This window comes from Stieleria varia (assembly GCF_038443385.1).
In the GTDB taxonomy this organism is placed as follows: Bacteria; Planctomycetota; Planctomycetia; order Pirellulales; family Pirellulaceae; genus Stieleria; species Stieleria varia.
In genome coordinates this window covers 7,915,973-7,939,824 of the sequence record NZ_CP151726.1, presented here as the reverse complement: position 1 = coordinate 7,939,824, position 23,852 = coordinate 7,915,973, and the positions used below count along the sequence as shown (strand labels likewise).

The 23,852-nt window shown below is 56.4% G+C and carries 17 protein-coding genes; 12 read left to right on the top strand and 5 right to left on the bottom strand.

What is annotated here, in order from left to right; translation table 11 throughout:
• The first annotated feature begins 2 nt into the window (after positions 1-2).
• The 3 genes from Pla52nx_RS26750 (at position 3) to Pla52nx_RS26740 (ending at position 3,412) form a co-directional block, all read left to right on the top strand.
• On the top strand, positions 3-845 hold the full coding sequence (locus Pla52nx_RS26750; RefSeq protein ID WP_146518957.1) for a hypothetical protein: 843 nt from the start codon (positions 3-5) through the stop codon (positions 843-845).
• Positions 842-1,744, top strand: coding sequence for a hypothetical protein (locus tag Pla52nx_RS26745; protein ID WP_146518956.1), 903 nt, complete (start codon positions 842-844; stop codon positions 1,742-1,744). The genes Pla52nx_RS26750 and Pla52nx_RS26745 overlap by 4 nt, the downstream gene beginning before the upstream one ends.
• 288 nt (positions 1,745-2,032) lie before the next feature.
• On the top strand, positions 2,033-3,412 hold the full coding sequence (locus Pla52nx_RS26740) for a dicarboxylate/amino acid:cation symporter (protein WP_146518955.1): 1,380 nt from the start codon (positions 2,033-2,035) through the stop codon (positions 3,410-3,412).
• Positions 3,413-4,158: 746 nt separating this feature from the next.
• On the opposite strand, the gene Pla52nx_RS26735 is transcribed toward Pla52nx_RS26740, so the two are convergent.
• A complete protein-coding gene (locus tag Pla52nx_RS26735) occupies positions 4,159-5,010 on the bottom strand; it encodes an alpha/beta fold hydrolase (protein ID WP_231741816.1) in 852 nt (283 codons plus the stop codon).
• A gap of 232 nt (positions 5,011-5,242) precedes the next feature.
• A complete protein-coding gene (locus tag Pla52nx_RS26730) occupies positions 5,243-6,439 on the bottom strand; it encodes a redoxin domain-containing protein (protein WP_146518954.1) in 1,197 nt (398 codons plus the stop codon).
• A gap of 251 nt (positions 6,440-6,690) precedes the next feature.
• Here Pla52nx_RS26730 and Pla52nx_RS26725 point away from each other — a divergent pair, with 251 nt between their 5' ends.
• The 6 genes from Pla52nx_RS26725 to Pla52nx_RS26700 all read left to right on the top strand — a co-directional run bounded on the left by Pla52nx_RS26725 (position 6,691) and on the right by Pla52nx_RS26700 (position 14,079).
• Positions 6,691-7,443: a WbqC family protein gene (locus Pla52nx_RS26725; RefSeq protein ID WP_197454367.1), complete on the top strand. Its 753-nt coding sequence runs from the start codon at positions 6,691-6,693 to the stop codon at positions 7,441-7,443.
• 2 nt (positions 7,444-7,445) lie between these two features.
• Positions 7,446-8,156, top strand: a complete 711-nt coding sequence (locus Pla52nx_RS26720; RefSeq protein ID WP_146518952.1) for a class I SAM-dependent methyltransferase — start codon at positions 7,446-7,448, stop codon at positions 8,154-8,156.
• Between the two features lie 15 nt (positions 8,157-8,171).
• Entirely contained in the window at positions 8,172-9,317 is a 1,146-nt protein-coding gene (locus Pla52nx_RS26715; RefSeq protein WP_146518951.1) for an aminotransferase class I/II-fold pyridoxal phosphate-dependent enzyme, read from the top strand.
• Positions 9,314-10,393, top strand: a complete 1,080-nt coding sequence (locus Pla52nx_RS26710) for a DegT/DnrJ/EryC1/StrS family aminotransferase (RefSeq protein ID WP_146518950.1) — start codon at positions 9,314-9,316, stop codon at positions 10,391-10,393. Before Pla52nx_RS26715 ends, Pla52nx_RS26710 begins: the two co-directional genes overlap by 4 nt.
• A 116-nt stretch (positions 10,394-10,509) precedes the next feature.
• Entirely contained in the window at positions 10,510-11,691 is a 1,182-nt protein-coding gene (locus Pla52nx_RS26705) for a DegT/DnrJ/EryC1/StrS family aminotransferase (RefSeq protein ID WP_146518949.1), read from the top strand.
• An 84-nt stretch (positions 11,692-11,775) separates the two neighbouring features.
• On the top strand, positions 11,776-14,079 hold the full coding sequence (locus tag Pla52nx_RS26700) for a tetratricopeptide repeat protein (protein ID WP_146518948.1): 2,304 nt from the start codon (positions 11,776-11,778) through the stop codon (positions 14,077-14,079).
• A 52-nt stretch (positions 14,080-14,131) separates the two neighbouring features.
• Here Pla52nx_RS26700 and Pla52nx_RS26695 read toward each other — a convergent pair whose 3' ends face one another.
• Positions 14,132-14,548 carry a cytidine deaminase gene (locus Pla52nx_RS26695; protein WP_146518947.1) on the bottom strand — a complete coding sequence of 139 codons (417 nt, stop codon included), beginning with the start codon at positions 14,546-14,548 and terminating at the stop codon, positions 14,132-14,134.
• A 7-nt stretch (positions 14,549-14,555) separates the two neighbouring features.
• Complete coding sequence (locus Pla52nx_RS26690) at positions 14,556-15,872, bottom strand: thymidine phosphorylase (RefSeq protein WP_146518946.1); 1,317 nt, start codon at positions 15,870-15,872, stop codon at positions 14,556-14,558.
• A 252-nt stretch (positions 15,873-16,124) separates the two neighbouring features.
• On the opposite strand from Pla52nx_RS26690, the gene Pla52nx_RS26685 reads away from it, so the two are divergent.
• The 3 genes from Pla52nx_RS26685 (at position 16,125) to Pla52nx_RS26675 (ending at position 21,117) form a co-directional block, all read left to right on the top strand.
• Complete coding sequence (locus Pla52nx_RS26685; protein ID WP_146518945.1) at positions 16,125-17,483, top strand: S1C family serine protease; 1,359 nt, start codon at positions 16,125-16,127, stop codon at positions 17,481-17,483.
• A gap of 220 nt (positions 17,484-17,703) precedes the next feature.
• The gene (locus Pla52nx_RS26680; protein ID WP_231741815.1) at positions 17,704-19,779 is read left to right on the top strand and encodes a carboxy terminal-processing peptidase; all 2,076 of its coding nucleotides are present in this window, start codon (positions 17,704-17,706) and stop codon (positions 19,777-19,779) included.
• A gap of 273 nt (positions 19,780-20,052) precedes the next feature.
• Positions 20,053-21,117 (top strand): ATP-grasp domain-containing protein, encoded by a 1,065-nt coding sequence (locus Pla52nx_RS26675; protein WP_146518944.1) that lies wholly within the window; start codon positions 20,053-20,055, stop codon positions 21,115-21,117.
• 232 nt (positions 21,118-21,349) lie between these two features.
• Here the strand turns inward: Pla52nx_RS26675 and Pla52nx_RS26670 are convergent, their stop codons facing one another.
• Positions 21,350-22,615, bottom strand: coding sequence for a GspE/PulE family protein (locus Pla52nx_RS26670; RefSeq protein ID WP_146518943.1), 1,266 nt, complete (start codon positions 22,613-22,615; stop codon positions 21,350-21,352).
• Positions 22,616-23,852: the final 1,237 nt, after the last annotated feature.

Here is a 23,852-nt window from a genome sequence, read left to right as displayed (position 1 = left end):
CCATGCGTCGCCGCAAACGAGAGCAAACGATCACCCTGTTTTCTTTTCAAGACATCATCACCGGTGTCGCCGGCGTGATGTTGTTTGTTCTACTGCTGTTGGTGGTTCAACTGACGATCCGTACCGCCGCCGCAGCGGCAAAACAGGATGACGATGCCGTGGTCGTTCCCGAGCCGCCTGTTTCTGAAACGGAAATCGCCGAGGCCAGGTACGAGGAGTTGGAGCAGAGTTTGCAGGAGATGAAGACTCAGCTCGACGAACTGCGACAACAGAGTGAAGCATTGTTGCACGCCGCCGAGAGCAACTTGGACGATAAGATCGCTCAGACGCAGGCGGAGATCGACGAGTTGATTCGCTTGGCCGACGAGCAGAAGCGTCAAGCGGAACAATTGGCGGCGGATATCGCGGCGCAAGAAGTCAGCGAGCAGCGTGAGTCGATCTTGGAACGACGCGGTGAGTTGCAAAAGAAGCTTGAAACACTGGAGGCGGAGCGACAACGACACGCCAAGGGAAAGCTCGTCGCTTTTCGAACGGCCTCCAATCAGAACGTTCCCATGTGGGTCGTGGACTTGCGGGATTTGCACGCGGATCTGTTCGACGTGACCGATCCCAGCACCGTGACATCACTGGACTTTGAACGCAAGGATCCGCCGGGCGTCGTGATGACGCAGGTTGCATCAAAACTGAAGGAAAAGACCAAGTCGCGCAACATCATCCTGTTGCTGCGTCCCTCCGTCGCCGGTGCCGGGGTTCTGTACATGGAAGCGTTTCGCGCGGTGGGTTTCAACGTCGCGTTGGAGCTATTGGACGAGGATACTTTGGTGACGGAGCCGTCCTTGCCATGAAACGTAGCCGATCAGACGACGATCAGCAGGATTCGCTGGACTTGCTGTTGGACACTGTTTCCAACGTGTTCGGCGGCGTGATGTTTCTGACGTTGCTCGCCGCCCTGCTGATCCTTGCCCGCGGCAGCAGCAGTGTGGATGAGCCCGAGTCCGAGCAGTCGATCGAGACCACCAAGCCTGTCAATACGACCCTGTTGGAAGCGGAGGCTAGGCGAACCGCAGTCGCGCTGGAGACTCAGAAACGCATGCTGGAAAGATTGGACCCGGACGGTTCGCTGAGTGAAAAAGTCCAGCGTCTGAGCTCACTGGAAAGCACGTTGATGTTGGCTCGGCGACACGCCCGACGCGCGGATGGCAAGTTGGACTCGCAGGAGCAAGCCAGGCTTGACCAGCAGGCGGCCGAGAGTGATTTGGAAGGCCAGATCGAGGCTTTGGAAAAGGAGATCGCGGAGCAAGAGAATCAGGCCAAACAAATGCGTTCTCAATCGGAACGTACCGTCCAGTTTCGACCGCTGACACGCAGCCAAACCGGAGAGGCCGTCCTTTTGCTGCGATACGGTCGTTGGTATTCGCTGTTGACCAGTGAAGACCCAGGCAGTCTGAACCGCGAGGATTTCTTCCTGCTGCGAGATAGCGGCGGCGTCACGCGTGTGACGCCGAAACCCCATCGCGGGCATCCGGTGAACGACGCGTCGTTGTCCCAGTTGACGATGTTTCTCAAAGCAAACTTTTCCAACCAACAGTATCACGTGGTCATCGCCGTTTGGGACGATTCCTTTACCGAATTCAATCCACTCAAGGATGCCTTGGTCGAATCGGGATACCAGTACCGTACGTTGCCATGTGACAGCAGCAGCCGATTGTCCAACCAATACGCCGCCGACGCTTATGTGCAGTAGGTTTGTCGCTCGACTTTCCAAGTCGATAGCGTAGTCGAAGCGTTTCAGTCGGCGAGACCGTAAGATTGACGTGATGGCATTGGACGACCGCCTGGGTTGCGAACGCGGTTGCGGTGATGTTGGAATCATCGGCGGGGCACGCTAACGACTTGGAAAGTCGAGCGACAATAGTCCGGCTCTTCGAGCCGGTTGCGAGCGACCATTTTCATACGCTTCCACGCCCATCAGACACGCAATCGGTTAGACTGCCGCAAACGACACTGCTTTTCATTCACACGGAATCATTTCATGTCGGACACGGAATCAGCAAAATCGGGTCACGGATCTCGACTCACGTTGTACATCTGTGTCGCCATCATCGCGGCGATCATTTTGGCCCTGGTGGCGCCGCATTTCGCGGAGTCGCTGGATATCGGCGGCGAACTCTTCCTGCGCACGTTGAAGATGATCGTGGTGCCCCTAGTGTTTACCTCCGTCATGTGCGGAATCATGGGCATGGGAGACGTCCGCAAACTCGGGCGACCTGGCGCTGCCGCAATCGGTTATTACCTAGCCACCACGGTGCTCGCCGTGATCGTCGGTTTGATCGTGGTCAACATCATGCGTCCCGGCGTGGGGACGGTTGATCAAGCAGCGATCGACAAGCTGGGCGAAGGAGGCATGGGGACGCCGAAGTCAAAGATCATCAAGTCGATCAGTGAAGACAGCGGGCTGAGTCAAAACGAGGTGTCCGGTGTCTTGCAAGGATTGCCCGATGGCGAAGCCGAGCAGCCGGGGGTCGGTACGATCATCAAGAACCTTGCTCTGATGCTCGTCACGGACAATCTGTTCGTTTCGGCGGCCAACACACAATTGCTGCCCATCATCGTTTTCGCCATCATCCTCGCCGCGCTGATGACCACGATGGGCAAAGAGGTGGCGACGGTGCAGACCTTCATCGAGCAATCAAACGAACTGTTGATGAAGTTTGTGCTGTTACTGATGAAAGCGGCGCCGCTGGGGATTTTTTGTTTGGTCGCTGCCCGATTCGGGAAAGCGCAGGTAGAGGCCATCGAAGACGGAACCGGTGGGATCTGGGCCGAATTGATGCAGATCGGCTGGTACTTTTCGACCGTGCTGGTCGGTCTGGGTTTGCACGCGTTCATCACTCTGCCGCTGATTTTCTACATCGTGCGACGTGAAAACCCTTACGTGTTCATGTATCGCATGTCCAAAGCACTGTTAATGGCGTTTTCGACCGCCAGTTCGTCGGCGACACTGCCCGTGACGTTGGAGTGTTGCGAAGAAGCCGGTGTGTCGGAGAAATCAACCGAGTTTGTGGTCCCGCTCGGTGCGACCATCAACATGGACGGCACCGCGTTGTACGAAGCCGCCGCGGCGATCTTCATCGCGCAAACGATCCCCGGTTTCGATTTGTCCTTCACGACGCAGATGATCATTGCGGTGACCGCCACCTTGGCGGCTATCGGAGCAGCGGGGATCCCGGAAGCCGGTTTAGTGACGATGCTGATCGTGCTCAACGCGGTCGGATTGCCGCTGGAGTACATCGGCTTGATCCTGACGGTCGACTGGTTGCTGGACCGATTTCGAACCGCAGTCAACGTATTCGGCGACAGCATCGGTGCCGCCGTGGTCGAAAAGGCTTTGCCGCCAGAGCCGGTCTCGTGATCTCCGATCGGCTCTCCGAGCCGCTAGGGAAAAATAGTCGCTCGACTTTCCAAGTCGATGGCGTTCGCGTTGTTGTGTTATCAAGCGTTCGATGGTGTCATACGCCCTGAGACGCTCGCCGTCATCCGCTTGATACGATGAGCTGTTGGGGCAGTGGGATGCTGAATGCGCTTGTGTTGGCGGTAGCTGCCAGTTATTGCTCCGAACCGGGGCAAGCCTGGACTGCTCAAAATTTGGTGTTGTGTCTTTTATGGTTTGCGCAAGTTTTCTGTCACCTCCACCGGCGCAGGAGACTGCTGATTTAGTGAGCCGCAAGGCGCTAGCGGGCTGTTGATTTAATCGAAATTGGGAACGCAAGGTTGAGCCGTGGGCCGTAAGGCACCGGGCAATGCGGTAGGCCCGGCCGCTTACGCGTCGCGGCTCACTAAATCAACGGCCCGCTAGCCGCGGGCCTAATGGTGTTGACGGAACCCTTCGAGGCCCGTGGCTAGCGCCATCGGCTCACAGACACAATGCAACACGATTAAATCAGCAGTCTCCGCAACCGGGGGAGGTCGGATCAAGCGAAGCAAGATCCGGGCGGGGGCCTACGCGCCGCAAACCGCGTTGGTGAACCTATTGCTTCACCCATACCCCCTCCCTCGCATTCGCCTAAACGGCTCTGCTCGACCTCCCCCAAGTTCCTTGGTGGAGGTGTCTGTGCGTGTCACCTCTCCCAGCGCAGCTGGCATCCCTGTGCCACGGCACTAACGATCGGACGTGATGCTGAATGATTCCAATGCGAAGTTCACGATGGGCGTTGGGTCGGTCAGGCCGTGGGGATGGTGGCCGAGGCCGGGGCGGCGGTGTTGGGTGATTTTGCCGCCCAGCTTTTGATAACGTTGCACCAAAATGTCACCGTTCTCGGCCGGTGGGACCACCTCGTCGGCTTCGTTGATCAACGCATAGATCGGCACACCGGCTTTGGCGAGTGGTTCAAGGCGATCCAGTGGACCGGAGTCGTAGGTTTCGCTTTGGGCATCGGTCATGCCATAGGCGGCGAGGCATTTCTGCCAAGACGGCGCCGCGCCAGGCCCGGTTCCTTTGCCGCCCGGCCACGAACGGAAGTCCATCACCGCGTTGTCGACGTAGATACCAGATACTTTTGTCGGATTCGCTGATGCCCAACGCATGACAATCAATCCGCCTCGACTCATGCCCTCCAACAACGGTTTGTCACTGAGTCCCATTTGTGTCGTGAGTTTGTAGAAGTCATTCCAACGTCGGACTGCTTGGTCGCTGCCGAACAGATCCGCGACGTCACAGTACGCCACGTGCCAACCGCGACGCAGCATTGCGAGATCAAAAGCGGGTTGGTGCCCCCAGAACCGGGCTCGCCAAACCCAAGGGTTTCCCGGCGCGGCTGTCATCGGCTGAACGATTCGACAAGTCACCCCGTCGAACTCGCCCACCAGCATTTTGAACTCGTGAAAGGATTCCGTTTTGACGTCGGTGACATGCCGCCCCATCGTCGCAGCGAGGTCGGCGGCCTTGTCTTGAGCGATCACCGTCATGCAGAGGCATCCAGTGATGACAACGGTGTGCAGTAGACGCAGCATATTTGGTCCCAGGTATTGTTTCGTGGAGGTTTCACGTAGCCGCGTCTCTCCGGGACGCGAAGGTAAACAATTGTCGCTCGACTTTCCAAGTCGATGGCGTTCTCGGCTGTACGTTGTCGACTCGGAGAGTCGAACGACAATCCGCAAGCGGTAACTTATTAAATTGCACGTCTCTCCGAGACGTGAAATCAATAAGTGACGGATTTCGTAGTGGACGAGGTCATCACGCCCGTTACGGTTGATAGGTTTCTGTCATCACCTGCAAGATTTCTGTCAGCAGTTTTTCTTCTGAGATCTTGCCGTTGTGTCGGAAGACGACTTTGCCGCCGGGGGCAACCAGGACGGTGTGCGGTTGTGGCCCCTCCCATTCTGGGTCCAACGTATTGATCAGGCTGTCCGCGTCCGGGTCGGTGAAAAGATAGTTGTTCGACGTTCGGCCTTCCTGTTTCAACGATGGCTCCAATCGTTTGGGCAGTGCGGCGCGGTAGCCCGAGAGAAATTTCCTGACCCGCTCGCGATCGTCTGGCAAGTCCGTGCTCAGGGTGATGAGTTCAAAGGGCCGCAGCCCCATTCTTCGTGAGACGGCGATCAGTCCGGGGAACTCCTCCAGGCAGGGCAGGCAACTGGTCGACCAGACGTTGAACAATCGGTACTTCTCGGTGTCGTTCGCCACCAGCTTGGCGAGTCCTGCCGCGTCAATGTCGTCCAAGGTCACCGGGGTATTCTGCCATTCTTGTTCGTCTCGTTTGACGTCGGCAATCTTTTCACGCCACTTCGTCGAGCAACCGAAGGGTTTCGTCACCTGCACGGGAACAGGTTGATCGGCCAGCAGGGCAACGATCGCGTTCTTTGCATCTTGCTCTTTGACGGTCGATGGATCGGGGTATCGCGAATTGTCCAAGCGGCCTTTGTACTGAAGCTTTCGCTGCGCATCGAAAACGAAAACGTGAGGCGTTGCCAAGCAGCCGTAGCGTTTCGCGGTTGCTTGGGTGGCGCCATCGTACAAGTAAGGAAACGTGAAGCCGTGCTCTTTGGCGTACGGCGTCATGTCTTCGAAGCTATCGTTGTATTTCGAGTAGCCCAATTCGTCAGGCCGCAGTCCGTCGCCCGAATTGGGATTGATCGCAACGACCGCAATGCTCTGTCCCTTGGTTTCTTGTCCCTTGAGTTCTCGTAGCATCTCCACGAATCGCGGGTCATGCGCATGACAGACCGGGCAGTGGTTGGACGTGAAGTAAACCACCAACACCTTGCCTTCACTGAAATCCTTTAAGGTCCAATCGCGACCATCGATACCGGGGAGTTTGAACTCCGGTGCGTCGTCTCCGATCGATAGTTCTTGAAATCCAGGTGGAAATTCGGCAGAGACCAAGTTGGTGCACGAGACCCAGACGCAGGTCAGCAGTGCGAGTGTCAGCAACGTTTTCATGACGGTTCACCAGTAGACATAGTGGCTGGAAATGAGTTGAACGATCTTGTTCCTGGGGCTTGTTCCTAGCGACTCACGTCCGATTCTAACCGATATGGAGGGCTTGATAGGCGTTGTCGATTGCATTCCTGTGGCCAGATCTCTCTTGACACCAGAGGCGGGGATTGTCATTTCCTACAAGTTGACCGCCAGCTCGAATGGACTCGCTGGATTCGTCAATCGTACTATTGATGGGTGTGAGGGGCATACCGATGCGAATTGCTGCGATGCAGCCTTATTTCTTGCCGTACCTGGGGTACTTTAGTCTGATCGCGGCTACCGATCGGTTCGTCGTTTTTGATCCCGTGCAGTACATCCGCCATGGATGGATCAATCGAAATCGAATCCTGCATCCAACCAGCGGTGAGCCACAATTCATCACCGTGCCCGTTGCGAAACACTGCCGCAGCACGCCGATTCGCGACATCCAGATCTCTGATCAAACGGATTGGCGATCCAAGATTTTGGGCCAAGTCGCGCACTATCGGCGAAGGGCACCGTTTTTTGATCAAGCCATGACGGTGTTGCGTGACTGCCTTGGTTGCCCGGCCACGAGCATCGTTGAACTGAACGTTCACAGCCTGCACGTCGTCTGCGACGCGCTGCAAATCAGTTTCCAGCCGATCGCGTTCAATGAACTCTTGCCCGAGATGAGCGAGGCAGAGCATCCGGGGCGGTGGGCAGTTGAGATCTCCAAGGCAATGGGCGCATCGGAGTACATCAACCCAGTCAATGGACGCGATATTTTTCACGCGGCAGAGTTTGCTGCTGCGGGTGTGCGGTTGACGTTTCTGTCCAATGACCTGGCACCCTACTCACAATTCAATGAGTCTTTCTCGCCAGCCCTGTCCATTTTGGATGTACTGATGTTCAACGGATTGAAGGTAACGCGTGCGAAAATTTTGCACGATGTTCAGTTGTATGATGAACACGCCGTTCCCCGTCAACGAATCAAGGCGGCTTGAGCATGGACCAGGACTCATCAATTGGCGAAGCGTTGCACAAGGAGTATCCCAAGCGGTTTTCGCGGACGGATTTCTGGCGTCAGATCAAGCGTACCGTGAACGGGCAGCCGGTTTCGGAGCGTGATATTGAGCAGATCGTAGCCCAAGTTGGCCGTCATCTGGCACTGTGCGGAGATGATCATTTATTGGATTTGGGGTGCGGAAACGGAGCCTTGGCGTCTGAGTTTTTTGACGGCATCGATCGATACACGGGCGTTGATTTCTCAAGCTACCTGCTGGAAATTGCAGGCGACTATTTCCAGCCCAGCGAGGCGATCTGTTACATTCAATCCGACATCCGCTGGACAGATAGATACTTGTCAGCAGCGAGCGGGGCGACCAAAGTGCTTATCTATGGATGCATGGGGTATCTGCAGCCGGATGACTTTTTACGGCTGATTGCAGAATTAAAATCGGGGCTGCCGAGCTTGAAAACACTATTCATCGGTAACATCGCAGACCGTGATAAGGCGGGAGAGTTCTTCGCCGCACGTGGCATCGACGACTTTGATCTCGACGATCCTCAGTCGGCAATCGGGGTTTGGTGGAATCGAAAGGCGTTGATTCAAACTTGTCAGGCCGTCGGTTATCATGCCGAGGTGACTGAAATGCCAAGTGACTTTTACTCCAGTCGTTATCGTTTTGATCTTGTGATCCACCACCCATCACGTTGAATCGGCGGAACGCGGATGAGCAAACTTTTCCAGTCGCCGATCTCGACATCGAATCTGTACCTGCCGGATTTCGATCGCGTACTGGGCATCCTCCAGCAAGCTCACGATTCCAGCGGGCATCTTGAACGAGGCAAGGTGGTTGGTCAGTTGGAGAACCAACTTTGTGAGTACCACCATGCCAAATACTGTGTCGCATTCTCGACCGGTTTCTGGGCTTTGGTCGCAGCGATTCGATTGCGTGCGGCACCCGATAAGACGGAAGTGATCATTCCGTCGATGACCTACCGGCGTTTGGCTGACGTCGTCTATTGGGCGGACAAGATTCCTGTGATTGTCGACAACGAGCCAGACGGTTTGGCAATCGATTGTGACGCCGTCATCGATGCATTGACGGCCGAGACGGCATTGATATTGGCTGTTCATCCGATCGTCAATTGTTGTGACGTGGATCGGTTGATGTCGATCAGCAACACGTTTCAGGTTCCCATCGTGTTCGATGCGGTCGAGTCGGTTCATGAGACGTATCGTGGTCGGCGGATCGGATCCTTTGGTGTGGGTGAAGTTTTCTCGTTGCACGCGAGCAAGCTGATCAACGGACTGGAGGGTGGTTATGTTTGTACAGACGACTCAGTCTTTCGTGACCAGTTGATGGATTTTCGCTCGGGGGACTCCGCAAGGTCAGCGGAGGCACCCTTGTCGATCAACGCGGAGCTGTGCGATCCACACGCTGCATTCGCATTGGCCAGCTTGCAAGAAATCGATTTGATCGTGGCGCACAACCGCGAAGTCTACGAAACCTATCGAGCAGAGCTTGCCAGCGTCGCTGGAATACGCTTACTGACGTTTGATGATTCTCAGCAGACCTCGCAAAAGAACGTTGTCGTTGAGGTGACGGAGGAGTTTGTCTTGTCACGTGATGTTTTGATGGAGCGACTCAACCAGCAGCATATCCTGGCACGTCCCCATTACTATCCCGCGTTGCACGACCGCGGCTACGAGTATCCCGTACGGTATACCAAGACGCAGGTTGCCGATCAGGTCATGAAGCATTATCTGAACTTGCCGTGTGGTGATATGGTCAGTGTGGATGATGTGCGAAAGACCTGTGCCTTCATCAAGTGTGTCGCAACGCTGGAGCGACAGGATGCGCAAGGGCCATGAATCATCATTCTGTATCCTGGGAAAGCTCAGCTTCGCTGCAAGACTGCCGCCGTGTCTTGGAGCAGATCTACGAAAACCGCTACTTCACGAACCACGGGCCGCTGGCACAGAGATTAGAGTCGAGACTGGAGGAGTTGCTGGGCGTGGGCAACGTGATTGCGGTCGGAAACGAATCCCTGGCGTTGCTGATCGCGTTGGCCGGATTTCAAGTCAGCGGTGACGTTGTCGTGCCTGCGTTTTGTGGGCAAGCAGCGGTGGAAACCTGTGCTTGGTTGAAACTGCCCGTTCGGCAATGTGATGTGGACCCACTGACTCATCAACCGAGTCTGGATTCACTGCGTCGGGTGATCGACAAGCAAGTGGCCGCCGTCTGTTTGGTTGAGACCTGGGGCAATCGTTGTGATCCCGCGATCCTGCAGTGGCTGGGTGAACAAGGGATTGCGGTTGTGATCCAGGCATTGGATTCGTTTGCCAGTCGATCGGAGGAGGGGCACGTGTGTCAATCACCGCATGTGGTCACCGTGTTTGGGCTTGGACCTGAGCGGATCGTTTCGTCTTTGCAGGGAGGTCTGATTGCGACCAGCGACGATGCATTGGGCGAAGTCTTTCGCAACATTCGTAGCAGCTACGGAACGCGACAAAAGGTGGATGTGATTGCGACTTGTAATGGTCGGTTTTCGGAGTTTCAAGCGGGAGTCGGGCTGCGGTCGTTGTCTCGCTTGTTGGACACATTGGTGCGGAATCAGGCGGTCGCAGAGATCTATCAAGCCAAGCTTGGCGATGTGAAGGGATTGAGTTTATATGGATTTCCAGGAACGGTTGCGCCAAACCATCAGTGTTGCCCCGTGATTGTCAGTGGCGACTTTTCGGTCACGCGAAATGAGCTGGTGCGACGACTCACGGAACGCGGCTTTCCCGTGCATGTCGTAAAACCCTCATGCGGCACCTTTCCCCTGACGGATCGACTGCAGAGAGAGTTGATGTTGCTGCCGGTCGCCCGAGATTCGTACGAAAATAGCGAGCAGAGCCAACGCATCGCGACGCAGGTTGCCGACGCCATCATCGAACTTGCGTGAGCCACTGGCGGCTTGGCACGTGATGTTCCGTTCAAGCGTTATCCATTGTCTAACCGAACAAGGTTAACAGTGGGGCGATTGTACGCCGACGTGTCATGCATGGAAGTGATCGGCCAATGGATTTCAGCAGCGAGTTTTCCGACTGCATCGAGTTGCCGCCTACTCTGCATGTCGGGTGTCCCAATGTCGGTGACCGCGATCTGTTTCACCGGCTGGTTGACGAGATCTTTAGCAGCAGACGGTTGACCAACGACGGTCCTGTGGTGGCCGAATTGGAATCAAAGTTGTGCGAGTACCTGGGCGTCAGGCACTGCGTCACAGTGTGCAACGCAACGTTGGGTTTACAGCTCGCCTGTCGGGCATTGGATTTGACGGGCGAAGTCATCGTGCCTTCGTTTACCTTCGTCGCATCCGCACACGCGCTGCAGTGGGAGGGCGTCACGCCTGTGTTTGCTGATGTCGATCCGATCCGCCACACGATCGATCCCGATCACGTTGCTCGTTTGGTGACAAGCCGTACGACGGGGATCTTGGGAGTACATCTTTGGGGCAGCCCGTGCAACCCAACCGAGCTGGCTCAGCTTGCATCGGATCATGGCTTGCGGTTGTTCTTCGACGCTGCTCACGCGTTTGGTTGTGGGAATCATGGAAAAATGGTCGGCCAGAGCGGTGAGTGTGAGGTGTTCAGTTTTCACGCGACCAAGTTTTTCAACACGTTTGAGGGTGGGGCGATCGCGACGAACGATGACGCATTGGCTGCAAAGATTCGTCGGATGCGAAGTTTTGGTTTTGCCGGAGTTGATCACGTGGTGGGAATCGGAACCAACGCCAAGATGAACGAAGTCTGCGGGGCAATGGGGTTGTCCATGTTTGCCGATCTCGAATCGATCCTGCAATGCAATCGTCGTCACTACTTGAACTATCGAGATGGACTGGCGGGCATCGACGGAGTTCGGCTGTTTTCTTTGGATCATTTAGAGCATTGCAACTGGCAGTACATCGTCGTCGAGATTGATGAATCTGAGTTTGGATGTTCGCGAGATGATGTCATGCGATCATTGCACGATGTCGGCGTGCTGGCCAGACGATATTTTTATCCCGGGTGTCATCGTATGGAGCCGTACCGCACGCTGTATCGAGAGCGTATCGATCGGTTGCCCGTTACCGAGAGGCTGTGTGACAGCGTGCTGTGCTTGCCGACGGGCAGTGCGTTGCGGGAGAGTGATGTCGATCGTGTGTGTGCGGCGATCCGAAGCCTGGCGGATGCGAAACGGTCGGTCATTCGACGCGCTGTTTAGAAACGACTTTCCGTCAGAGAATACTGGCGGAGCCCTCGATACCCGATGTTCTGGTTGTACTGCCTCCTTTGGTGAGATGGATCTGTGTCCAAGGCAAAGAAGAAAAAACGCAAAGTGCGCCGCCCAGCCGCCGGCGGTGTTTCCTCGACTGGTAAATGTTCTGTCGGACAGTGTTCTGTCGGACAGTGTTCTGTCGGACAGTGTTCTGTCGAGGGAGCGCTGCAACTGCATCGGGCGGGAGACCTGGGCGGCGCGAAAGCGATCTATTGTGAGGTCATTCAACGAGAGCCGACCAATGCGGACGCTTGGCATCTGTTGGGCATGACGCTGCATGCGGGCGGAGAAGATGAGCAGGCTCTGGAGTGTTTGGCACAGGCCGATGCTTTGGTTCCTGGGCATCCAGAACTGTTGGCGAATTTGGGATGGGTCTATCGTTCGCTGGGGCGATACGAGCCGGCCTGTGATGTTTTGGAGCGGGCGATCAAGGCAGATCCGAGTTCCGTGCCGGCGAGATGTTCGCTGGGAGCGGTTTTTTCCGAGCTGGGGCAGGTGGATGACGCCGAGCAGCAGTACCAGGCGGCGTTGGCGATTGATCCCGGCCATTGTGTTGCCTTGATGAACCTCGGCAATCTGCGTCAGTCACAAGGCCGATCGCGCGATGCCGAGCAACTGTACCGAGAAGTGCTATCTCGCAACCCTGGTGATTCCCTGGTGATGATGAATCTGGGAGAGGCATTGCGTCAGCAGGGCAAATGGGATTTAGCGATCGAGATGTTGACCGGCGCGTTGCGGGTCAATCCGATGTTGGTTCAAGCTGCCGTCGGTTTGGGCAGGACGTTGCAAGCTGCAAGACGTCTAGCGGAATCCGAATCGATCTTTCGTCAAGTCATTCGTCAGCGTGGCGACTATGCCAAGGCCTACCACTATCTCGGCAAGACGTTGTTGGACGCGGGAGACGCGGAGGCTGCCCAGGCAGAGATCCGTCACGCGTTGGAGCTGGACCCACGCGACGCTTTTGCTGTATGCACGTTGGGGTTTGTTCGGTTGGAGATGGGGCAGCGAGACGAAGCGGCGGAGTGTTTCTCCAGAGCCATCGAGTTGAATCCCGATCTCAGTGAAGCCGCAGGAACGTTGCTGTATCTACGTAGTACCGATCCCGGCGTGGAGCCTGCGGAGTTGTTTCATCAGCATTGCCAGTGGGGACAACGTTACGGCGAATGGCCCAAGGTGTCGATCGGCGAGCGAGACATGCGAGCGGACCGACGACTGAAAATCGGATATGTCTCGCCCGATTTTCGCAACCACGCAATTGCCTCGTACATCATGCCGGTGATGAAATCACACGACGGGGAGTGCGTCGAAGTGTATTGTTATGCCGAAGTCGCGTCGCCGGATCATGTCACAGAGCAACTGATGCGGCATGCGGACCACTGGCGGTTTACCAACGGCTTGTCGGATGATCAAGTCGCACAGCAGGTGGTCGAGGACGGCATCGACATCTTGGTGGATTTGGCCGGTCACACGTCCAAGAATCGGTTGTTGGTTTTCGCCCGCCGTCCTGCGCCAGTGCAGATGACTTGGCTGGGATATCCGAACACCACGGGGCTCAAAGCGATTGATTATCGTTTGACGTGTCAGACCCAAGATCCCGAGGGAGAGGAAACTTGGCACGTGGAGCAACTGTTGCGTTTGCCGGGCGGGTCATTTTGTTTTTCTGTTCCGGAGAATGCACCCGCCGTCCACCCCACGCCAGCGATGAATGCGGGGCACGTCACGTTTGGAGCGTTGCATCGTCCGATCAAGATCACCGATTCGGTGCGTGATCTTTGGGCGGCGGTCATGCATGCCGTGCCTGGTTCCAAACTGTTGGTGTTCAATACCCGGTTTACGCAATCGGCCGCCAGTGATTTGCGTGACGGATTGATTGCCCGTGGTGTTTCGGCGGAGCGGATGGAGATACGCAGTCGGTACGATGGAGCCAGCTACCTGGAAACCTATCACGAAATCGACATCGCTCTGGACGTGTTTCCTTGGGCGGGCGGCACAACAACGTTGGAAGCGTTGTGGATGGGGGTGCCGGTATTGGCGATGTATGGTGATCGCCGCAGTGCTCGCAGTACAGCAGCGATCGTCGAGAATGTCGGGCACGGCGCTTGGGTTGCTCGATCAACGGCCCAGTATGTTCAACTGGCGGCGAAGCTGGCATCGGATTGGAATGCACTGCAAGCATCGCGAGCGAGACTGCGGACAGACGTTCAGTCCACGATCGTCGATGCCAAGCGTTTTACCGCGTCATTAGAAAACGCGTATCGAGACGCGTGGCGGCTGATATGCGCAGACTGTTTTCGCACCGATCCGCGCAAACCGTTTCGTGCAAACGTATTGTGAATACTGCAGTGAGCCAGCGTGAATAATCCGGGCTAGCAGGTTGCGTGCGAGGTCACGCGTGTGATGGCAAATTCGACGCGTCGAAAGCGTCGGGCAGCAGTTCGCTGAGTTTGCGAATACGACGGCTGCCGTCCAGCACGTTGGTCATGACAACCGGCAGGTCGGTACCAAACTCTGACAAGAATTGGCGGCAGGCACCACACGGGGTCACGCCACCGAGGCTGGCGATCGCGATGCCACGCCAAGACCGGTATCCTTTGGCGACGGCTGCTGACGCAGCAACCCGTTCGGCGCATAGGGACAGGGAGTAGCTGGCGTTTTCGACATTGCAACCGGTGATGATTTCTCCATCATCCAAGAGGACAGCAGCGCCGACGTAGAAGTGGCTGTGCGGCGCGTAGGCATGGTCTCGTGCGTCGCAGGCGCATCGAATCAGGCGTTCGATCTCACGTGATTTCAGTTCGGGCATCGATCAATTAGCGATAAGTGGTAGATAAGGAATCGATCCGCTGGATGATCAACGGACGGCACTCGACCGGTACATCAACGATTTCAATGGCCCCTCGCAGAGCACTAGAATAGTCTGTCGCGGGCTCTCGGTGGCAATGCAGCGTCAAAAGCCTGTCTCCTTTGTTCACACGTTGCCCCACTCTCGCGTGGACTCGGATGCCCACGGAGTGATCGATCGTGTCGCCGAGCTGACGTCGCCCGCCGCCGATATCGACGACGCACTGACCCAAGACCCGGCAATCGAAACGCGAAATGTATCCGTCGCAATGCGCATCGATTTTGGAGAATTCAGGGGCAATTTTCAGCGGCTTCGTCCAGGAACCGCCTTGTGCACGGATCATTTCCTCGAATCTTTGGCGAGCCGAGCCGTCATCGAGTTTGCGTGAGAGTAGATCCATCGCGGTGTCGCGATCCGGGGTGACGTTGACTTGGCAAAGCAGATTGGCCGCCAACTCGACGGTCAGCTCGCGAACTGCCGGGGGGCCTTCGCCGCTGAGCACCTCGACGGCTTCGTTGAACTCCATCGCGTTGCCCAAGGTTTCGCCCAGGGGTTGGTCCATGTCGGTGATCAGCACGGATGTCGGCAGTCCGGCTCCGGCCCCGACGCGAACCAGCGACTGTGACAATTCGACGGCATCGTCCATTCGTTGCATGAACGCGCCCGAGCCGACTTTGACATCCATCACCAGTGCGTCCAGGTTGGCGGCCAGTTTTTTGGACAGAATGCTGGCGGTGATCAACGCAACGGAATCGACGGTGCCCGTGACGTCACGAAGCGCATAGAGTCGTCGATCCGCCGGGGCAATTTTTTCCGATGCACCGGCGATGAAGGTACCCAGTTGTTGCAGTTGCGCGTCCATTTGTTGGATCGTCAGATCGCTACGAAATCCGGCGGCGGACTCCAGTTTGTCCAATGTTCCGCCGGTCAGGCCGAGACCACGCCCGCTGATCATCGGCACGTCGACATCGCAAGCGGCCAACAGCGGTGCCAAGACAAGGGAAATCTTGTCGCCCAGGCCGCCGGTGCTGTGCTTGTCCACACGTGGTCGCCCGCGGCGGTCCGAACTTTCACGCGGCAGACGCTCACCGCTTTCCAACATCGCCTTGGTCAGCGTGGCGACTTCGCGTGGCGTCATGCCTTGCAGGCAAATGGCCATCGCCAAAGCCGACATCTGGTAATCCGCGACTCGACCGTCACAGTATCCTTGGATCAACAGAGAGATCTCGGCATCGGTCAGTTCGCCGCCGTGGCGTTTCTTGCTGAGCAGTTGTGCAACGTTCATATGCAATGTTCGCTTGCGGAGTTGGCTTGCGGAGTTCATTTGCGGCCCGATACGCCGTCAAACCTGTGGTCAAACGTGTCGATGGTGGAATCAGGATGCCCGTGATCAGGGACCTCGGTTATATTCCAAGCAGTGATTGTATGCAGGCGTTTGGGTGGAAAATGACCCTTGTCACGGTCAAGCTCTTTCTCAGCGACTGGCCTGCATGGATCTTGTTGGGTTGTTTTCTCAAAACACGAGTATGTTCCTTCGATGTTTCATTCCGTCCAGTTTCTGCTCGCTTGGATCGTTTTTGTCACAGCATTGGCCGGGTACACCAACACGGGGTGTGTTTCGGCGCAGGAGAGTGCCTTGAATCCGGCACCGGGTGGACTTTCCGAAGATGGGGCCGGCGGCACGCAAGTGGAACCGGATGGCGACGAGGAAAAGCCTGCGGTGACATTACAGGAAGCTGCCGAGATCCAGGCGGCGGCGATCGAAGCCGCTGCGGTGCAAGCCGGACCGAAAGCTCTCTCGCGTGCGTTTCGGCTGGCGGCAAAGCGTGCTTCGCCATCGGTCGTTGTCGTTTACACCTACGGCCAAAACCAGTCCGAGGACGAGGAGGACATCGCCGAACCGGATGCCGATGAGGCGGAGGAGGATGGTGGGCTGCCGTTGCTCAAGCGTGCGGAGACCCCCACGCCTCCGGCACCTGAAAAGACAGATCAGGAGCTGACCGGTTTGGGCAGCGGAGTGATTGTCAGCGACGATGGTTTGGTGATCACCAATCACCACGTGATCGCCCGAGCCAAACGCGTCGAAGTTCAGCTTTCAGACGAAACCAAGGTCGCGGTGATCAAAGTGATGAGCGATCCGGAGAGCGACATCGCGATTCTGCGGCTTGATACCAGCCGTCCGTTGTCCGCCGTCGCGGTGGGCGACTCCGATGCGTTGGAGATCGGCGATTGGGTCCTGGCCATTGGTAGCCCATTCAAACTTGAGGCCACGGTCAGTGCGGGCATCATCAGCGGCAAGAATCGGCGGCTGAGTCGAATCAAACGCGGTCGACTGTTGCAGACCGACGCGGCGATCAATCCGGGAAATTCCGGTGGCCCTCTGGTGGATTTGGACGGCAAGGTGATCGGCATCAACACGGCAATCGCCACGCGGAGCGGATTCTATCAAGGGGTCGGATTCGCAGTCCCGATCAACCAAGCCAAATGGATCGCCGACGAGTTGGATCAGCATGGCCGTGTCCGCCGTGCCGCCATCGGGACCACGCTTGTCGAGCTGAAACCAAGAATTGCGGAAAAATTCAAGCTGCCCCCGAACTTGGGTGTTCTGGTCTATCAAATCATCAAAGATTCGGTCGCTGAGCGGGCGGGATTCAAGCAACTGGACGTGATCCTAGAATTTGGTGACCAAAGGGTGCGTGATTTGACGAGTTTGCAAGAGGCGATCGAGCGGACCCCCATCGGATCGTTCGAAAAGGTCAAAATTCAGCGAGATGGAAAGGAAATGATCCTGGAGGTCGAACTGGCTCCGGCGGAGGATCCGACCCTGGGTGGTGACCAGCAGGAGACTCAAGGCGGGGCCCAGCAGGAGACTCAAGAAGGAACTTCTGGCCAGTAGTGGCAAGCAGGATGGACTTGAGATCGGGTAAGATAGGGGGCGATGGGAAAACCGATCGACGGCACAGTTCGTATGGAATAGGGGGTGTTGGCGGCCAAAACCAACATTGCCCCATTTTTGTCACTTTCCTACGATTCCCTACCTTCAATCCCGGCGCAGTCATCACGCTTGCCGCGTCAAACCCGACGCGATGTGGTTACTGCCCCGAGAGAGATACACAATGAGATCAAAACCCGAACAGGTATTCGTTATGGATCATCGAGTGAGTCACCGTTTTCTGGCATCGTTACTGGCCCTTTCGTTTCTGTGCACTGCTGTCCTGGCGGAAGCACAGGAGTTGCCCGGAGCCGGGCCGAAAGACCGTACGGTCGCCCGGCTGATCGCTCGGTTGATGCCCGAGTATCACGTTTCTGGTTCGGAGTTGGACGATTCGATCAGCAAACGGGCCTTGGATCTGTACTTGGATCAGTTCGATCCTTTGAAGCTCTATTTCCGTCAATCCGACGTCGATGAGTTCCGTCAGTACTCCACGCAGATCGACGACATGGTGCGTGAAGGCGATCTGTCGTTGGCTTATAAGATCTTTGGGCGTTTCAACCAACGCGTCAGCGAACGGGTTGAGGTAGCGATGAAATTGTTGAAGGAGAATATTGATTTCAACAAAGAGGAAGTGCTGATCATCGACCCCGAGAAGACGACTTATGCAAAGACGGATCAGGAAGCCGACGAGCGATGGCGCCGCCAGATCAAGTACGCCCTGTTGGACTTGAAAGATGACGACAAGACGGGCGAAGAGGCTCTGGATCTGCTGCGACGTCGATACTCTCGCTATGCCCGTCGTTGGAAGTCGACCGACAGCGACGACCTGTTGGAAATGTATTTGACGGCCGTCACCATGGGCTACGATCCTCACTCGACCTACATGTCGCCATCGACCTACCACGACTTTCAGATCAGCATGAATCTGGAGCTGGAAGGCATCGGCGCGGCGTTGCGTGAAAAAGATGGCAACACCGTCGTGATGGACGTCATCCCCGGCGGCGCTGCCGATCAAGACGGCAAGCTAAAACCAGACGATGTCATCATCATGGTCGGCCAAGGTGAGGAAGGTGAAATGGTCGACATCGTCGAGATGCCTCTGAAAGACGTCGTCGATTTGATCCGCGGCAACGCGGGCACCACCGTTCGCCTGGGCGTCAAGGTTGGCGGCAAGGGCACGATGGAGACTTACAAAATCACCCGCGCCAAAGTTGAATTGGAAGAGTCCGCGGCACGTGGCAAAGTCATCGAGCACAACGCACCTGATGGAACAACCAAGAAGATCGGCTTCATCAATCTGCCCAGTTTTTACATGGACATGGAAGCCGCTCGGTTACAACGAGCCGATTTCCGCAGCAGCACCCGTGACGTCCGTCGCATTCTTGCGGACTTTCGCCGCCAAGGAGTTGAGGGCGTCGTGTTGGATCTGAGCCGCAACGGTGGTGGCAGTCTGACCGAAGCGATCAACTTGACCGGACTGTTCATCAACCGAGGACCTGTGGTCCAGGTCAAAGATTCCGATGGCCAAGTCACACAGTATGCCGACGAAGAAAGTGGCACGGATTGGAACGGACCGCTCGTCGTGTTGACGAGCAAGTTCAGCGCGAGTGCCAGCGAGATTTTTGCCGGAGCGATCAAGGATTACGGACGCGGGATTATCGTCGGTGATCCTGCGACCCACGGAAAAGGCACTGTGCAAACATTGATGGACGTCGGCCAGCGTATTTTCTCCGTTCAACGCAAGCAGTACGGGGCGTTGAAGGTCACGCTGCAACAGTTTTACTTGCCCGATGGACGGAGCACGCAACGGGAAGGCGTCGCCGCTGACCTCGTGTTGCCAAGCTTGACCCAAAAAATGGATGTCGCCGAGAGTGATCTCAAGTACGCTTTGGAGAGCGATCAAGTTTCGGCGGCACCGCACGATGTGTACGGCATGGTCCCAGCGAATCTGCTCGCCCAGCTACGATCCAGCTCGGCCAAGCGTGTGGAAAACAACCAAGAGTTCGTCGATTTGATTCGTCGCGTGAACTTGTACGTCAAGCAAAAAGAAGAAAACTCGGTGCCGCTGAAGGAAGACGAGTTCTTCGCGCGTCGCAAAGAGCTGGATGCCCAGAAAGAAGACGAAGAAAAAGAGCTTGAGCAGGAAGTCAACGAGAAGAAGGTGTTTGCCGACACGTTCTACAACAAGGAGGTACTGAGCATCACTGCGGAGTACATCCAAGGGCTCCGCGAGCAAAACCTGGCTCAGGCCGGCTGAGACTCAAGTTCGTCAGCCTTTCCAGGCTGACCTACCCCCAATGTCAGCCTGGAAAGGCTGACGTACTCCCAATCACACGGGCGGCACAAAAGCCCCAAAGCTCCCGCTTTGCCAAACTGGATTGCCGATTGGACGTGGCCTCGTGGTTCCCGTAAAATAGTGGGTCGTTCAGCGGTGGCCTGTCCAGACGAGAACACGGTTTTTGCAAGGACGGTTTTTGCAAGGACGGTTTTTGCAAGGACGGTTTTTGCAAGGACGGCGCAGTACCCGCAGTTGGCTATCTCCTCCGACCACTCCAACCCACTAGAAGATCACTTGCGAATCTTTGTCGGTGAATTCGTTTCTGGCGGAGGGCTTTCTGATCATCCCATCAGTGAGATCCCGAGCAGTTTGCGGCGTGAAGGCGTCGCGATGCTACAGGCGATCGCCGGTGACATCGCTGAGTTTGCCGAGGCAGTGGTGCCTCTGGACGGGCGTTTGAAGATTTCGATCCCGGGCGTCGAGGTGGTCAAGCATGATCCCGCTCAGCCGTTGTGGAGTCAGTGGATCGATGCAGCGTCCAAGTGTGATGCGGCGTTGATCGTTGCACCCGAGAGCGATGGGATGCTGGCCAAGGGCGTCGCGATGCTGCGCGCAGCAGGGATCGACGTGATCGCGTGCAGCGGTGATTTTTTGCGTGTGGCCAGCGACAAGCTGTTGACGGCCAAACGTTTGCACGCTGCGGGGGTGGCACATCCGCTGTACTTGGCGACAGCCGACACACGCTATGAATCGCAACTGCTCGATTTCGATCGGTTTGTGGTCAAGCCGAGAGATGGGTGTGGAACTCAGCAGATTCGCACCTTTGATCGGTATGACGATGCGGTCGACGCGTTGACGGACGATGGGATCTTACAGGGATGGATGCCGGGGCGTTCGATCAGCATCGCACTGGTGGCTTCAGGCAGGTCTCAGACTTATTTGCCCGCGGTCGCTCAGGAGATCACGGACGAGAGTTGTCACTACGCCGGAGGATGTGGGCCGTTGGATGACGACGCGCAGCGCCGCGCCACGGCACTCGCTTCGCGTGCGATCTCCGCCATGCCGCCGACGGTGCGAGGATTCGTGGGGCTGGATCTGATTCTTGGGAAGTGTCCCAGCGAGGATTGTGTCATCGAGATCAATCCACGGCTGACCACGTCATACGTCGGGCTGAGGTGGATGATCAAAGGCAACTTGGCCGCACGATTATTTAACCGAGAAAAAGGCCGTGTGTCGTGCAAGCGAGCCGTGGAGTCCGTTCGCTGGACACCCGACGGTCACGTGTGGTTGGACGACTCAGTGGCTCAAAACGCCTGACTGTTCTTGAGGCAATGCGTATCGTTCGTGTAGGTCATGCTTTGCATGACCTCCGATCCGCATAATCATGTGGGGCAGGTTTACAACCTGCCAGACTGCTCGCCTGCTCGGCAGGTTGAAAACCTGCCCCACAATTGCATGACACCGTCCGTACATCGCAACGCGGCCACCACGCGTAACCTTGGGCCTGCCGTATTGCGTCATGCACAGCATGACCTACGGCTAAAACCAGTCACGTGGGGATCATTTGGCAAAGTTCTGCTAGGTGCGGGTCGTTGACCGAGCGGCAGGCTTCTAGTGGGCTTGTCTTGCCAGTCAGTACGGCCAGTTGTGCGGACTCACCCAACGTCAACATGCCGCGTTGAGTTGCCAATCGTTCCAGTTCCATCGCTGCGGCACCATCGGCTATGGCATCCTTGAGTCCCTGGTCGACCTGCATGACTTCGGCGACGGGACACAAACTGTCGAATCCAATTTCATGACATGTCGAGCAGCCCTGAGGTCGATACAGGATCGGTTTTTCGCCGTCCGTCATTCTGCCCACGGTCCGATCGGAGACCTCAATCGGTTGGAACAACTCAATGGGACTGCGGCATTGAGAGCAGAGACGCCGAATCAAACGCTGGTTGATGACGCCGATCAAAGCGCTGGCCATGAATTTTCGATTGATGTTGTACTGCAACATCATGTCGATGGCTTCGGCTGATGATGTCGAATGGATCGTTGCCAACACCAACTGACCGCTGGCACCTGCGCGGACCGCGGTTTCCGCCGTGCGGTGATCACGGATCTCGCCGATCATGATCACGTCGGGGCTGTGCCGCAGCACGACGGTGAGCAAGTCTGAAAAATCGAGGCCAGCCCTGAGATTGACTTGTGACTGCATGACACCAACGAGCGAATGCTCGACGGGGTCCTCGATCGTATGAATCTTTCGCGTGCCATCGTTCAAATGATCCAACATCGCATACAGCGTGCTGGACTTGCCGCTGGCGACGGGGCCCGTTACCAAGATCATACCGCTGGTGTGATTCAAGAGAGATTCAATCATTTTGCGATCGGTGTCATCCAGTCCGAGCTGTTCCAGTTGTCGCGAGCCACGGACGGGGTCGAACAAACGAATTGCGACGTCTTGGCCGAACAGGGTGGGCACGGCGCTGAGTCGCATGTCGGCGACGGAACCGTCTGGCGTCGTGATCACCCCGCGACCTTCGACCGGACGTATGTGGTCCCCTGCATCGGCACTGGCGAGAATCTTGAGGTGCCCTTGCAGTCGTCGACCATAATCCTTGGCCAAGCGTCGCACCAAGCGTATGCGGCCCATCTGGCGAATCGAGACGGTGACGCTGTTCTCAGAATCTGAGACGAACAAATCACTTGCGTGGCGTTCCAATGCCCACTCGATCAGATTTGCGGTGTAGAGTTCTGGCGGCATCAATTCCGTTTCTGCTTCCAGGTGCTCCATCTCTTGGAAATCAATCCCATTTTGGCTCGTCACGGTTAGTCCGTTGGTTCTGAGGGCGTCGGAAGGTCGGCTCGAATCAGCCGGTGGCCAGATTATGACGGATGCCAGCTATGAAAGCAAAAGTCACTTCACTCGGCAGAGGCATTCAGCATTGTCGCTGTGTCCCGTGAGTCCTGTCCGCCCCTCGTAGATCCGGACGCGCCTTGTTACCGGTTTGCAATGAAGGGAGTGGGGGCACGCACAGCACACCATTGGATGAACGCTGCATCAAAGCACAGACAGATGGGGCAAAAAAATGTGTGGGCAAAAAAATCCGGAACCGTGATAGCCGTAGGTCATGCTCTGCATGACGTCATACGGCGGGTTGCTGAGTACATCGCACATAGATTGAAGCTGCAAATGAGAAGGCGGGCAATTCGTCTTTTCCTGCGACTGGCACCCGCATTTCGAACTACCAGTCACAATCATCCAAACACGTCATGCGTCGCACGTACCCTCCGCATCACTGCAACCAAAGCATCGTCCCACCGAAAAGCCTCCCTCTGACCGCGAAGCCGGTCGCAGATGGTAGCCGTCGGTCGCGGCAGCGCACCGACGGTCATTAGAATCTTGGCCTGACCGACCCCGACGGGGGTCGCAGAGAACTACGATATGGAGTTGAGAGCTGTGGCATAGCCGACTCCAAATGATAGTTGCGGAACGATTGACAATGCAATCCGAAGGTGAGAATTGTGCACTGCGAAAGCAAGCAGACCCGGTGTACCACCAAGAAATACGCCAAGTCCGAGGTAGCCAACTATCTCATCACCCTCGCCAAAATCATGTACGTAGTCAGAAACCCAAAGAACGGTAGCGAAGCAAATTAGGGGAACCGCTGTCGCAAGCCAGGAAATGCGTGATGATTGAAACCACCATCCGGCTAAGCATCCCATCGCAAAGAATGCGGCGACTGGAACGGATGCAGAAATCGATGCGACGTAAGAATTGTCGGATGTTATCAGCCCCGTTAAAGATTCTTCGATCGTCAATGCAGCGATGACAGCCAGCAACAGAAGTGAGATTCCCGTCGCGATCCACGCGGTTTGAATCGAGTAGAGCAATGACGGAGCGGGTCCGCGGTGTTGGGCTACCGCAGAGTCCGAATTGGAGTTCGATGGCGATGACTAAGGGTTCAACGTTTGTACTTCGTCCTAGTCAAATGGCAGAACGGTAACGATATACGGGCGGCGGCGAGAGATCCAACGCTCTCAAGAATGGCGACCACTACTGA